Here is a 13,102-nt window from a genome sequence, read left to right as displayed (position 1 = left end):
CAGGCATTCTCGGCTCTCATGGATTTGCTAGAGTACCAAGCGAAGGAATTATTTCGGGAGATGGGCATCCCTGTCCTGTCCTCCCAACGGATTGACCACCCCAAGGATCTGAAGGGCCTGAAAATTCCTTATCCTGTTGTGCTCAAGTCGCAAGTACGCGCTGGCGGACGGGGCAAAGCCGGGGGCATCAAGTTCGTGGAAAACACCATTGATGCGATTGCAGCGGCTCAGACCATCTTTAACCTGCCGATCATGGGGGAATACCCTGAAGTTCTGCTGGCCGAAGCTAAATATGATGCCAATCAAGAATTTTATTTAGCAGTCGCCATCGACCCCTCCGCTCGCCGTCCGGTGCTGCTGGGCTCTCAGCATGGCGGGGTGCAACTGGAAGCATCCCTGGAGAAAATGCAGCAGGTGATGGTCGATCAAGAATTCTCGCCGTTCTATGCTCGTCGCTTAGCACTGAAGATGGGACTCCAGGGAGCACTGATTCAATCAATTAGTGCCGTAGTCGAGAAAATGTACCGGCTGTTTGTCCAGAAAGATTTGGATTTGGTAGAAATCAATCCGTTGGGAATCAGCATTAAAGGCGAGGTCATGGCCCTAGATGGCAAAGTCACGGCCAATGATGATGCTCTGCATCGCCATCCCGATCTGGCTCAGCTAGCCGTCAAACGCAGTCAGCGCATGAAGGAGACAGCGGCGCAGTCAGCGGGCCAGTACCGTCGCTTTGCCAAGCTACCTTTCTTGATCGAGATGGAGGGTAATATTGGCATTCTCTGCAATGGCGCAGGTCTGACCATGACGACTCTAGACTTGGTGCATCAAGCGGGAGGTAAGCCCGCCAATTTACTCAACATTGGTCGAGATTTCTATAGCGATCGCATGCCAGCCGCTTTGCCAGAACGCATCGAGCAAGGATTAGAGCTGATCCTGCGAGACAAAAGCGCCAGAGTGGTTTTGGTGAATTTACTGGGCAATATTGTTTCCTGTGATGAAATTGCTCAAACCATCACAACCTACATGCAGAATAAAAACTGGGCGGGGCGGATACCACGGTTGATTGTGCGCTTGGTCGGGCCAGATTTTGAAACTGCGAAAGAACGATTGGCCGCCCAACAAATTACCCTTACAGAGAGCCTAGACGAGGCGATCGCTCAGGTCGTCTCCTCATCTAGGTCTAATGCTAAACAAGCCTAAGCTCCCTTTGACCAATTGCTAATTGAATGTAACTGCTGGTCTTCTGACCCCATACAATCAAAGTAGATCAGCACTTGGAGCAGGTGCTATATCTAGGGATCAGCTTCGTTCTGGTAGGTAGAAAGATATGAACTTTAATCCAGACAGCAAAGTCCTGGTTCAAGGCATTACAGAACCACTGGGCAAGCTATACACCCCTCTGATGAAGGCTTACGGCACCAACATCGTGGCGGGAATCAGCCCTGGCTATGGCGGGCAGCAGCTTGAAGACATCCCTATTTTTAATATGGTGGAGCAGGCGCTACCCACAGTCGGGCCAGTCGATACCACCATTTTGTTTGTCTCGCCCTATCTCATCCTAGACGCAGCTCTAGAAGCGATCGCTGCTGGCATTCGACAGATCATTATTGTGACTGAGGGGATGCCACCCTTAGATATGGTGCATTTGACTCGCAAGGCAGAAGCGACAGACACTCTGATTGTTGGCCCGAATTGCCCTGGCATTATCGTACCGGGGCAGAATGTGTTGCTAGGAACTCATCCAGCGGAATTCTACACCCCTGGGCCAGTTGGTCTGATTAGTCGCAGCGGTACGCTCACTTATGAAATTGCCTTAGAACTTACCCGCTCAGGTTTGGGGCAATCTATTGGCGTGGGCATTGGAGGAGATAGCATTGTCGGTTCCTCGTTTCCCCAATGGTTGCAAAGCTTGGATGAGGACGACACGACCGAAGTTATTGTTTTGGTGGGAGAGATTGGGGGAGACAGCGAGGAAGTTGCCGCTCGTTATATTGCGGAAGTGATTGATAAACCAGTGATTGCTTACCTTGCGGGGCGCACCGTTCCCAAGGGAAAACACATGGGCCATGCAGGAGCGATTATTGCAGCGCAAGTAGCTGAGTTGGGCACAGAAATCGGGACGGCTGAGAGTAAGATTGCCGCCTTTAAGCGGGCCAATATTCCTGTTGCAGAGCGCCCTTCTCAAATTCCAGCTTTGGTGAAAAAGGCGCTCCGCTAGGGATAGTTTTAGTTAGGTTCTCCCAGACAAGTGGGGGCGATCCAGAGGGCGACCGCTCAGCAAAGCCTTGGAAGCCGACTCCCCAATCTGCCGCACTTGCCGCGTCAAGTTCAAACTCAATAAGCTCACAATGCTTAACTGGCCTAGCCAACTCAGCACGATTTCATGAATAGCAGCCTCACGGATAGCAGCAAAGGGAACCGCTGAGAACAGCCACAGCCCAGCCGCTTTGTCAGGACCGAGTGACAAAATGGCAAAGACTAGAACTGGTAATACTACGGCTGCACTCACTGACCCAAAAGCCCAGAAACCCCGCTTGGGACTAGGCAGGAGTAGTAAGCCTTGTGCTAGCACTGCGTAGATGGCCAGCACGCTAAAACCCAGCACTAGCCCTGCGATCGCTCGTTCTCGGGTTGCAACCGGAGGCCAAGAAAGCACCCAAAGCAGCAGCATGATAGAGGCAATGCCTAGATTAGTGGCGATCGCCAATACCGCAGGACTTTTCTCATTCCACAGTAAGTCGGCAATCAGAGCCCTGGACCAAAAATGTTTACGACTTGTAGCTCGCTCATGCCGATACCTGGCCCAATCCTGAACTGCTTGGCGATGGGGCAGCAAAGCAGCGATCAGGCCCAGAAAAAACACCAGATTTAGCAATAGGGCAAAATCTAAGTTTTGCGATAGCAAGTGTAGAAAATGCTGGAATGAAGCTGACTCTTGACCCGCAGGAACAATCTCGTTTGGCATTTGTTCCAGAGATTTCTGCGTCTGTACTGCCAAACCTAGAACCAAAGTTTCAAAGCAAAGCGTCAGACCATAACTTTGCTGTTTGCTGAAAAGAGGAATATTAGCGTTACGAAAGCGGCGACTTAGAGCTTGCCAAGCCCAAAAACTGTAGAACCCATAATTTAGCAATGTAAAGCCCAAAGCCGCAAATAAGCTGCTGCCTACAAACAAGTGGAACCATTGTAGGTGCTGGAGCCTTTCCTGATACAAAAGGGATTTCTCTAAAAGCTCCATAGGCATTATTTGCTCTAATACCAAAGCAGGCGTGAGCCCCCTTATTAAATCGCTCGGAGAGTTGTTAACCCTTTGACTGAGAGAACAAACAAGTAGGAACAGTAGACCTCCGCTACCTAACCAAGCTTGAAAACCGCCTAACCAAGTCCCTGTCAAGCCAATCAGTAACGCGACACTATAAAAACAAACACAGCTGGCTAAGACTGCTCCATAAAATACCAGCATTGCAGTCAGAGAAATTCCAGCTGCATTACCCAGCCATAGATGTAATGGCACTGCTAGCAGAGTAGCCCAATACAGCAAAATTGGTACTCCCAGCATCTTACCGACTAGCAGACCGAAATCTGACTGAGGGGTCAAACGCAGAAAGTTAAGGGTACCCCGTCGCTCCTCGCGATCGAGATCGCTTACTAGCAGATAAGTACCCACTACGGGTAGCATCACCATGCCAATCATGCTTAGGGTGATAAAGGCATCCAGGGACCATAGGGGCCAATCGACTAAAATATGGCCCAAGGTATTAGTTAGGCAACGACGTGCATGATCTGATCCAACCCCTGTACAGTATTGATGACTAGAAGTTAGGGTTGGCAGCTGTCCCCACACGTACAGCAGAAAAACTAGTTGTACCCCGACCGAAATCACGATCGCGAGTAGTGAATTGTGCGGCGTTAAGCGACCCTTGAGTTCTCGAAATAGTTGCGGGTTCCAATCCCCCAGACGGTCCAAGCCAACTTGCAGCATGGCGATTTTCTCCTGGTAATGATTTTTGTCATCAAAGCTCAGCGAAGGGCGATCGCTAATCTGGCTAATCTGCACCTCGCGGTCTCACCCGGAAAGCGGTATCTCTTCCAGGGAGCAAAGCTTTTGTTTCAGAGGCACCCAGTTGTGTCAGTCTTTGCGTGAAGCGGAAGGTCAGCAGCCCCAGCACACCCAACTGTCCTAACAAACTTAAGGCGATCGCAGTTGCAGAAACATCGTCTAAGACCAGCCAGAGCAAAGGAGAAAAGAGCATCAGTTCTTTGGCGTGGGTAGGTTCTCCTTGAGCGGCCAAAACCAAGAGCAGTGGTGGCAATAAAGCAACTCCGCCAATGGCTACTGCAACTTGCAACGTATGTTGTCGTGACTTGGCTAAAGTGGCAAACTGGGCGATCGCGACGTAGATTGCCAGCAAGGTAAAACTGAGGAGCAAGCCTGCCAGCAATCGCAGTTTTGGTGCCTCACCAGACACCACAAAGACCCAAGTACCTAAGATTGCCGCCACAAGGCCGAAGTTGAGCAACATCGCCACCAGCACAGGGCTTTTGTCACCCCAAATTAAATCTGAGATCAGAGAACGTTGTCTTGCCCCAGAAGCCATGTCAGTCATGGCGTGGCGATACCGAGCCCAATCTAGCAAGGCTTGACGCTGAGGCGAGAGGAGGAGCATTAATACTCCAAACCAAATCAGGTTGATCAGGCTGAAGCAGAGTAGAACGCTAAACCAGTCAGATGTAGCGTTCAAGGAAACGGAACTTTGAACCAAAAATCCTAGTAGCAACAGCTCCACATGAGCAGTCATTAAATAGCTGTAGCGCTTACTCAGTAAAGCTCCTGTGGGAGAACGAAAACAGCGGTTGAGGATATGCCAAACCCAGTAAATCCCTAAGCCCGCATTGAGCAAGGTAAAGCTATGGGCGATCGCTGGACTGCCTCCAATCGGCAAAAAGAACCATTGCAAGTCATTGGCACCCCCTGTATCCAGCCCTGAAAGCCAGACACTCCAGACGGTGAGCTGATTCCAATTCATGTAGATCGGCAAAAAGGCTAGCCCTACCAACAAGGCAGTTACTAGAGCCGAAGTACTGCCCAAGGAGTTCGTCTGTCCTGCCGAAAATCGTCCGACAAAGGCAGACAACAGCGCCAAGCTAAAGATGAAAGCGCAAGCGACCCCTAAAAGACTGTAAAAACTAACCAGAAAGCCAAGAGAAACATGAGCCGCTAGGGTAGCCCAAATATGCATCGGTACTAGCAATGCTGCACCGAGGTACACCAGAACGGGTACTCCCAACAACTTACCCACCAGAATACTTTGGCTAGTTTGCGGGCTTAAGCGAATAAAATTCAACGTACCCCGCCGTTCTTCCTGCTCCAAATCGGTCATCAACAACACGGTACCCAGGACAAATAGCATCATGGGTAGCAGCCAATTGAGAATACGGAAGACAGGAACAGGATCGCTCCCACTCTCAAACACCAAACTTCCCAGCAAGAACTGCAAAAGCAGAGCCGCTAAAGTGACCAAGAGAGCACTTTGCCGCGATAAACGGCCTTTCAGTTCTCGAAACAATTGTGGGTTCCAATCTCCCACCCTATCCAACCATTTAGCTGTCATTAGCCCCTGTCTCCCTTTCATCCTTCACTTTCACGTCTACCCTTTATCCTTCCTCCCATCCCTCGGGAACGCCAAAGGCGGAGGGATGTACGCCTTCCTAGGACGCTTGTTTGTGCCCCAGCTTGAGGAAAATTGTTTCCAAATCTTCTTGAGTGCAGTGAAATTCAGTTAAAGGAATTCCGGCGGCGACGAGTGATCGCAACAGCACAGCACTTTCTTCAGCCCCACCCGAAAACTGCACCCGTACTTGCTGAGTTCCGGGTACGATTTCGTAACCTTCTACCGAGGAGTGATTTCTCAACTCCGCCTGCAACGCATCTAAACTGCCTAGTGTCGCCACCACAATTTGTTGTCGACTGAGGCGACGGTATAGGTCTTTGAGAGAAGCGCTTTCGACCAAATATCCCAGCTCCATGATGCCGACCGAGGTGCAAAGCTCGGCTAAATCACTAAGGACGTGTGACGAAATCAAAATTGTCATACCCGCTTCGCGCAAAACCTTGATGATTTCGCGAAACTGCATCCGGGCGATCGGGTCGAGACCTGACACAGGTTCATCCAAGAGCAGCAGAATTGGCTCATGAATAATCGTGCGAGCGAGACTGAGCCGCTGCTTCATGCCGCGAGACAGGGTGGCGATCGCACTATTTCTTTTGTGGCTCAGTTGCACCAGTTCCAGCACATCTCGCAAACGCCGAGTCCGCCGGGGTTCTTGCAAGCGGTAGAGCCGCGCAAAGTAGTCTAGGTAGTCCCAAACAGTGAGGTCATCGTAGAGAGGAAAGTCGTCGGGTAAGTAACCCAGTCTTCGCTTCAGATTGGGGTTGCTGTGGTCTCGCAACAAGCGATCGCCATTGATAAAAATTTCGCCTGTGGTTGGTTCTTCTGCTGCCGCCAACATGCGAATTAACGTAGTTTTTCCTGCCCCATTGGGGCCAATCAATCCGTAAACTTCCCCCGTTGCAATTTCTAAATCTAAATCGTGAACAGCAAGGTGACGGTCGAACTGCTTAGTCAGCCCACGAGTCCGAACTGCTAATTCTTGTGCCATAGGTGCTGAGGAGCGATGCAAGTTAACAGCAAGGCTAGCCTTTCACCTATTGCTTTGGCATCTGGTTTATAGAATTGAAACAACTGGCACAATCAATTTCTTGCTAGTGCCTAATAGCAGCATTCTTTCTATGGTTAAAAAATATTTAGTTGCGATAATAAATCAGGTGGATATAGAAGCGACTGGCACTGCTTCTAAATGAGGTTGCTCGACTGAACCATCCTTGAGGGCTTCGCGAAATTCACGCCAATCTTGCTCCACCTGCTGACTGTAATGTTGGGCATAGTCCAGCGCTGTAGCTTGCCAAGTTGGTTGTTGGGCAAATTCGATCAGCTCATCCGCGATCGCTGAACCTTGCCGCCCACCGCTTCGCAACTGCGCCCAAGCAACCAACTCGCCCATCGTCGCGATTACCTTTTCTAAACGCTTCAGTCTGCCGCGATTAGCTTCTAAGTTGACTCGACTTTCAAAAGGTTGCAGTTCAGTCAAGACAAAGGATTTATTGTCCTGGGTCACCGCTTTGAGCAGAGCAGGCGGACAAGCCTGAACTCGTTTGTGAACAGCCACAATCCGCTCTGCTTCGTTGGGCCATTGCGGTTGAGCCACTGTCAGGTAAGGTTGCAAGGCGGAGGAGTGAGCTTGCTTGAGATCGAGCAGGTAGTTGCCGTTAGGCGAGCCATGCCCCACCACTAGCAAGATGTAGCGCTCAATCCCCAAGCTGCCAGTGCCCGCTGCTCGCTGAGCCACATCCAGCAGCTTAAAAAACTTAGGTTTGGTTTGCTGCGCTCTAAATTTCTCAATCAAAGCGGTGATTTTTTTGCGCTCAGCAGCTTCAATTGGCAAGGCTCGTTTGCCATCTAAGCGAATGCGGCGAGTATTGCCCTTGATCTCAGTCCGGTTGTTCAAAAAATCTGGGCGTTGGCGCTGCTTGAGCTGACTCAAGAGTTCCTGGACTAAACCAGTGGCGGTGCTGCGTTCAATCCAGCCTGCTTTGCCTGTCGCAAGTGCCTGCTTGTAGTGAGTGAGAAAAGATTGAGCCAAGGCGATTGCGTCTGCATGGCCTAAGCCTAGAGTGTTGGCTCCGACAAAAATGCTAGTGAGAAACCGAGTCACATCCCAAGTGCAGGGAGCCAGCACAGCTTCATCAAAATCGTTCAGGTCAAAGTAGGTTAAGCGGTTATCCCCCTTGAACGTGCCAAAGTTTTCTAGATGTAGATCGCCACAAATCCAACTCAGAGGCGCTTGATTCAGAGCCGATGTACTGGGCCAATCTTGATAAAACAGATGGCAAGTTCCGCGCAAAAAGACAAACGGACTTCGTTGCATCGCCTTGTATTTGCGGTGCAGTAGTTGGGGGTCGCGACCTTGATTAAATTGCTGAATGCGCTCGACTAGGGGGGCACGGGTCATAGGCGATCGCTGCAAGCCATTGCCGTACTCTACAGCGTCATCCTAACAACAAATCAGCAGAAATCCTAAAACATTGGGTGGTTCGTTGATGGCTGAATTAGCTGGAAAGACTGGCGATTTCAACTGAAACTAATCTCAGGTTCAGATAGCCACAGCGCTTCATCGGGACTTACGAAACACTCGCATCCTAGACCAATCAGCCTTCCGAGTACTCCAATCGGAACCGCCGAGAGAAATGCGAGCTGAACATGATGGCGGACAAGAGAATTTTCCTGTGTCTCTACAGCAGGCCTGTTGGATCTCTTCATTAATTGCGTCTCTGGTCCTTCAAATCCTGTTCTAAGTAGGTTATCACCCGTGTTTTAACCATTGGCTTATCCCTTACGAAAGAGGGTTAGGTGCAGAATTTTCGATAGGTTGAAGTCGTCATATTTTCGTGGCAAAAACAAATTTTTTAGAGGAGATTGAAGTGAATTTACTTCAGCAAATTCGTCGAGTTCTAACCGCTGTTGTCTTAGGATTGGTGCTGACCTTGGCTAATGTAGCCTTGGCTCAGCCTAGCTTGGCTGCTTCTAGCCAGGGTGGTAATGAAGTAGGCCAAGAAGTAACAGGATTTGTCCAAAGCCTACAGGGCAAAACCCAGGAAATTAAAGGTAATTTGACAGGCGATCGCGAAGACCAAATTCGTGGCAAAGTTCGCCAAGCTGAAGGTAACATCCGCCTCAGCCAACCTAATTCTGATGTAGGGGCTAAAACTCAAAAAGCTGAGCAAGATATCCGCGCTCGTCAAGCTCGTCCTGAATCCGCAGGCAATTTGCACAACGTCGTGCAGTAGTCACTAATTCTTGATTTAGCCTTGTTACCCGTAAAAACTAGGGTCAACACTAGTTTTTACGGGTTTTCTGTTTCCGGTGCGCCCTACTGGTTGGTGCCCTTGCCAGGTATGATAAATACCCTGTGAGTACTTCCACCGTTCCCTTTGAGTTGACTTATGGCGCAGCAGTACCGAATTACCCTTCTACCTGGCGATGGCATCGGCCCTGAAATCATGGCAGTGTCGGTAGACGTGCTGAAGGTTGTAGGCCAGCAACTCAATCTAGAATTTGATTTTCAATCGGCATTGATTGGGGGAGCCGCGATCGATGCTACAGGTGAACCGCTGCCTCAAGAAACTCTAGAAACCTGCCGTAACAGCGATGCTGTCTTGTTAGCCGCGATCGGGGGTTATAAGTGGGACACATTACCCCGGCACCTACGCCCTGAAACTGGGCTACTGGGGCTCCGCTTAGGTCTGGAACTCTTTGCTAACTTACGTCCTGCCAAAATTTTGCCTCAATTGATTGATGCTTCCACCCTGAAGCGCGAAGTGGTGGAAGGCATTGACATCATGGTGGTGCGAGAGCTAACGGGTGGTGTTTATTTTGGTCAGCCCAAAGGCATCTTCGCAACGGAATCCGGTGAGAAGCGGGGTGTCAACACAATGGCTTACACCGAATCAGAAATCGATCGCATTGCCAAAGTGGGATTTGAAACTGCTCAGAAGCGGGGCAAAAAACTCTGTTCAGTGGATAAAGCCAATGTGTTGGATGTGTCGCAGTTGTGGCGCGATCGCGTGACGCAGCTAGCTTCTGAGTACTCAGATGTAGAACTGTCTCATATGTACGTAGACAACGCGGCGATGCAGTTGGTGCGTTGGCCCAAGCAATTTGACACCATTCTCACCAGCAACTTGTTTGGCGATATTTTGTCCGACGCTGCTGCTATGCTGACCGGAAGTATCGGCATGCTCCCCTCGGCTAGCTTGGGAGCTTCTGGCCCTGGTGTTTATGAGCCAGTTCATGGCTCCGCACCCGATATTGCCGGGCAAGACAAAGCTAACCCGATCGCGCAAGTGCTCAGTGCAGCTATGATGCTACGCTACGGACTGAATCAACCGGAGGCAGGCGATCGCATTGAGCAAGCGGTGATGCAGGTGCTCGACCAAGGCTACCGCACCGGAGACATCATGTCTGAAGGCAACACTTTAGTTGGTTGCCGAGCGATGGGAGATGCTTTGATTCAAGCACTGGAGAATGTTCAGTAGTGATGGTTAACTTTTAGCGATTAGCAGTGGGTAATTAGCTAAAAACTAATCGCTAAAAGTTAAAGCTAAAAACCGATCGCTAATCGCCAAAAACCAACAATTTTCTCTTCCACTCTTGCTGTAATCACCCAAATCGACTAAAGTCGAGCGTAAAAATTAGGGATAGGTTTGTGGTATACGTTTCCCAACAACGACCCGAAAATAGGATAGAAGATGTGGAGTTTCCCGTCTTTGTGGACCCAGCAATTATTAGAGCCGCGCGGCAAATTTATCGGACTTACTACGAAGTACACCCCGAACTGACGCAACCTCCTCTTGGAGTCGCGATCGATCGCTACACCCATCGGGGCAAACTAATCTTCTCTGGCAAGCCCGTTTTACTTCCCCAAGAGTGTTTCGTGCCGTTCAATCAAATTGAGTCAGAACTTTATTAACGCTGAATGAGTGCTGGCAGTTTGGAGCCACTAGAGCCTCTAAGTGGCCTAATGTTCAGTAACCTGACCATAACCGTTCGGCCACTACTGCCCAACTAAAGCCTTGGTTATGGACACCCTGTTTACCGTTCTCACCGCTCTGATTGCCTTTACCCTCGGTGCCTCTATCGGCAGTTTTCTGAATGTCGTGGTCTATCGCTTACCCGCAGGCTTATCCGTTCTTTGGCCACCTTCACGCTGTCCCCAATGTTCGCACCGCTTAGGTAAGCAAGACAATGTCCCGGTTTTAGGGTGGCTGTGGCTACGGGGACGTTGCCGTTATTGCAAAAGCCCTATCTCTATTCGGTACCCGTTGGTAGAAGCCGCAACGGGTGCTCTTTTTGTGCTGGTTTTTCTAATTTTTGGTTTTTCCGTCCAAACTTTGGGTTACTGGACCTTTGTCAGTTGGTTGCTAGCCCTATCCTTGATTGATCTAGATACCATGACCCTGCCAGAGCCGCTGACTCGATCCGGTTTGTTGGTGGGCTTAGGTTTCCAAGTTGCTGTTGGTTCGGTGCTGAGTTTTAGCGTCCCTCCAGTCGTCAACCAACTAATGGTGGGGGTGATTGGTGCCGTTTTGGGTCTGTGGCTACTCAACCTCATTACTCTGGCTGGTTCGGTCGCATTGGGACAAGAGGCAATGGGAGCAGGCGATGCCAAACTAGCTGCCATGATGGGCGCTTGGCTCGGTTGGAAATATCTGCTGCTAGCGGGATTCGTTGCCTGTGGAGTCGGTGCTTTCGTGGGAGGTGGGGCGATCGCTTTTGGCTGGCTGGGTCGGCGTCAACAAATGCCCTTTGGACCCTTCCTGGCGTTAGGAGCTGTAATTGCAGCGTTATGGGGCGAAGCCATTATCTCAGGCTACTTACAGCTATTTTTTCCGGCTCTATAAGTAGCGATCGCTGATAAGCCCTAAACTCTTCACTTCCTTAATCTTTTGATAAAATTCCCATATTTTTGATACAATCCCTCCGTGTCATGGATCACATTACGAACGACGAGTACCCGTTGGGAAGCGGAAATTATGCAGCAGGTTTTGGCTGCTCATCAAATTCCAGCTCGGGTGCTTGACTTAGGTGTAGCGCCTTATTTGGGGCTAGGAAGTCCTGCTGCTCTACAAGTGCGTGTCGAAGACCAATGGACAGCTCTACTCCTCATTAGCCCTGTCGAGGAAGAGCAAACAGAGGGATAACAAAAGCGGGTGAACCAAATTCACATCAACTCGTTAGCAACTCACAAGAAAACTTTCGGTCTACAGTAATTGCTGTAGCAGAATTTTTACTGGAGTATCAAAGCTGTTTTGATCAAGACTGACTAGGCCATTCTGGCTAGGTCATTAAAGCTTAAATTCAGGATTTTGCCTGCTTGGGGCTGATTGGAATAGAAATAACAAAATAAAAGGAATCAATCGCTTTCATGTCTCTATTTGATTGGTTTGCAAATCGACGAAAGGCAGAGCCGACCAGCAAGGAACGGCAAGAACGAGAAATTGCAGATGGTCTATGGACTAAGTGTGAGTCTTGCGGTGCTCTGACTTATACCAAAGACCTACGGGCAAATCAGATGGTTTGCTTAGAGTGCAATCACCATATTCGAGTCTTCAGTGACGAGCGCGTCCGCCAGCTCATTGATGCCAACACTTGGCTAGCTTTGGACACGGCGATTCGTCCGATCGACCCGCTGAAGTTTCGCGATCGCAAGGGCTACGGCGATCGCATCCGAGAAATGCAGGACAAAACAGGCTTGCCAGACGGTGTCCAAACGGGATTGGGCCAGCTAGAAGGCTTACCCGTGGCGCTGGGGGTCATGGACTTCCGGTTTATGGGTGGCAGCATGGGTTCAGTCGTGGGCGAGAAATTTACCCGCCTCATTGAACGAGCGACTCGTGAGCGGTTGCCAGTCATGCTTGTGTGCGCCTCTGGCGGAGCCCGGATGCAAGAGGGCATGCTCAGCTTGATGCAGATGGCTAAGATCTCCGGGGCTTTAGAACGGCATCGAGAAGCGCGGCTCCTTTACATTCCCATCTTGACCCACCCCACGACAGGCGGCGTAACTGCAAGCTTTGCCATGCTCGGTGACATTATTCTGGCAGAGCCAAAAGCCACCATTGGTTTTGCGGGCAGACGGGTGGTTGAGCAAACGCTGCGAGAGAAACTACCCGAGAACTTCCAAACCGCTGAATATCTGCTGGAACATGGCTTTGTAGATGCGATCGTTCCTCGGACGCAACTGAAGAAGACCCTAGCGCAACTGATTCGCTTGCACCAGCCTGTCCCGGCGGCCTCGCACTTTGTGCATTTGCCGGAAACTGTTTCTCTCAGTCCTGCAAACCCCTTGTAGAAACTCAACGAGTCGTTCTATTGGGAAAGGGCCCCCTCAGTGGCATGATATTGATATTAGAAAGGCTCAATCCTGACCTTTGCAGGACCTCACTTCCAGGGCTGTTTTTGGGCCTTGACATGAGGGTGGGTTCCCA

At 50.2% G+C, this 13,102-nt stretch carries 12 protein-coding genes; 8 read left to right on the top strand and 4 right to left on the bottom strand.

The annotated features are described in order from the left end of the window. The first annotated feature begins 18 nt into the window (after nucleotides 1-18). Both H6F68_RS18745 and H6F68_RS18740 read left to right on the top strand, forming a co-directional pair. On the top strand, nucleotides 19-1,200 hold the full coding sequence (locus H6F68_RS18745) for a succinate--CoA ligase subunit beta (RefSeq protein ID WP_190434174.1): 1,182 nt from the start codon (nucleotides 19-21) through the stop codon (nucleotides 1,198-1,200). Between the two features lie 127 nt (nucleotides 1,201-1,327). After that, nucleotides 1,328-2,218 (top strand): CoA-binding protein, encoded by an 891-nt coding sequence (locus tag H6F68_RS18740; RefSeq protein WP_190555028.1) that lies wholly within the window; start codon nucleotides 1,328-1,330, stop codon nucleotides 2,216-2,218. A 12-nt stretch (nucleotides 2,219-2,230) separates the two neighbouring features. Here the strand turns inward: H6F68_RS18740 and H6F68_RS18735 are convergent, their stop codons facing one another. The 4 genes from H6F68_RS18735 to H6F68_RS18720 all read right to left on the bottom strand — a co-directional run bounded on the left by H6F68_RS18735 (nucleotide 2,231) and on the right by H6F68_RS18720 (nucleotide 8,070). Further along, nucleotides 2,231-4,057, bottom strand: coding sequence for an ABC transporter permease (locus H6F68_RS18735; RefSeq protein ID WP_190561302.1), 1,827 nt, complete (start codon nucleotides 4,055-4,057; stop codon nucleotides 2,231-2,233). Beyond that, the gene (locus tag H6F68_RS18730; RefSeq protein ID WP_190561300.1) at nucleotides 4,047-5,612 is read right to left on the bottom strand and encodes a hypothetical protein; all 1,566 of its coding nucleotides are present in this window, start codon (nucleotides 5,610-5,612) and stop codon (nucleotides 4,047-4,049) included. The genes H6F68_RS18735 and H6F68_RS18730 overlap by 11 nt, the downstream gene beginning before the upstream one ends. A gap of 97 nt (nucleotides 5,613-5,709) precedes the next feature. Next, nucleotides 5,710-6,660, bottom strand: coding sequence for an ABC transporter ATP-binding protein (locus H6F68_RS18725; protein ID WP_190561298.1), 951 nt, complete (start codon nucleotides 6,658-6,660; stop codon nucleotides 5,710-5,712). Nucleotides 6,661-6,822: 162 nt separating this feature from the next. Continuing rightward, nucleotides 6,823-8,070, bottom strand: coding sequence for a DUF2252 domain-containing protein (locus H6F68_RS18720; protein WP_190561296.1), 1,248 nt, complete (start codon nucleotides 8,068-8,070; stop codon nucleotides 6,823-6,825). Between the two features lie 469 nt (nucleotides 8,071-8,539). On the opposite strand from H6F68_RS18720, the gene H6F68_RS18715 reads away from it, so the two are divergent. The 6 genes from H6F68_RS18715 (at nucleotide 8,540) to accD (ending at nucleotide 12,966) form a co-directional block, all read left to right on the top strand. Beyond that, nucleotides 8,540-8,905: a CsbD family protein gene (locus H6F68_RS18715; protein WP_206755539.1), complete on the top strand. Its 366-nt coding sequence runs from the start codon at nucleotides 8,540-8,542 to the stop codon at nucleotides 8,903-8,905. 156 nt (nucleotides 8,906-9,061) lie between these two features. Beyond that, nucleotides 9,062-10,153, top strand: a complete 1,092-nt coding sequence (leuB, locus tag H6F68_RS18710) for a 3-isopropylmalate dehydrogenase (RefSeq protein ID WP_190561292.1) — start codon at nucleotides 9,062-9,064, stop codon at nucleotides 10,151-10,153. 170 nt (nucleotides 10,154-10,323) lie between these two features. Next, complete coding sequence (locus H6F68_RS18705; RefSeq protein WP_190561290.1) at nucleotides 10,324-10,587, top strand: hypothetical protein; 264 nt, start codon at nucleotides 10,324-10,326, stop codon at nucleotides 10,585-10,587. Between the two features lie 109 nt (nucleotides 10,588-10,696). After that, the gene (locus tag H6F68_RS18700) at nucleotides 10,697-11,518 is read left to right on the top strand and encodes an A24 family peptidase (RefSeq protein ID WP_190561288.1); all 822 of its coding nucleotides are present in this window, start codon (nucleotides 10,697-10,699) and stop codon (nucleotides 11,516-11,518) included. An 81-nt stretch (nucleotides 11,519-11,599) separates the two neighbouring features. Further along, nucleotides 11,600-11,818: a hypothetical protein gene (locus H6F68_RS18695; protein ID WP_190434197.1), complete on the top strand. Its 219-nt coding sequence runs from the start codon at nucleotides 11,600-11,602 to the stop codon at nucleotides 11,816-11,818. Nucleotides 11,819-12,042: 224 nt separating this feature from the next. Beyond that, nucleotides 12,043-12,966, top strand: coding sequence for an acetyl-CoA carboxylase, carboxyltransferase subunit beta (gene accD, locus H6F68_RS18690; RefSeq protein ID WP_190561286.1), 924 nt, complete (start codon nucleotides 12,043-12,045; stop codon nucleotides 12,964-12,966). Nucleotides 12,967-13,102 lie beyond the last annotated feature (136 nt).

Origin of the sequence: Trichocoleus sp. FACHB-262 (assembly GCF_014696035.1) — a bacterium.
In the GTDB taxonomy this organism is placed as follows: Bacteria; Cyanobacteriota; Cyanobacteriia; order FACHB-46; family FACHB-46; genus Trichocoleus.
Note: the sequence above shows the minus strand (reverse complement) of the source record. Positions and strands in the feature narration are given on the sequence as shown.

Excerpts from the sequence above, each read along its gene's own strand:
- H6F68_RS18725 (WP_190561298.1), bottom strand. The coding sequence starts at position 6,660 with ATGGCACAAGAATTAGCAGTTCGGACTCGTGGGCTGACTAAGCAGTTC.
- H6F68_RS18730 (WP_190561300.1), bottom strand. The coding sequence starts at position 5,612 with ATGACAGCTAAATGGTTGGATAGGGTGGGAGATTGGAACCCACAATTG.
- H6F68_RS18740 (WP_190555028.1), top strand. The coding sequence starts at position 1,328 with ATGAACTTTAATCCAGACAGCAAAGTCCTGGTTCAAGGCATTACAGAA.
- H6F68_RS18700 (WP_190561288.1), top strand. The coding sequence starts at position 10,697 with ATGGACACCCTGTTTACCGTTCTCACCGCTCTGATTGCCTTTACCCTC.
- H6F68_RS18720 (WP_190561296.1), bottom strand. The coding sequence starts at position 8,070 with ATGACCCGTGCCCCCCTAGTCGAGCGCATTCAGCAATTTAATCAAGGT.
- leuB (WP_190561292.1), top strand. The coding sequence starts at position 9,062 with ATGGCGCAGCAGTACCGAATTACCCTTCTACCTGGCGATGGCATCGGC.
- H6F68_RS18745 (WP_190434174.1), top strand. The coding sequence starts at position 19 with ATGGATTTGCTAGAGTACCAAGCGAAGGAATTATTTCGGGAGATGGGC.
- accD (WP_190561286.1), top strand. The coding sequence starts at position 12,043 with ATGTCTCTATTTGATTGGTTTGCAAATCGACGAAAGGCAGAGCCGACC.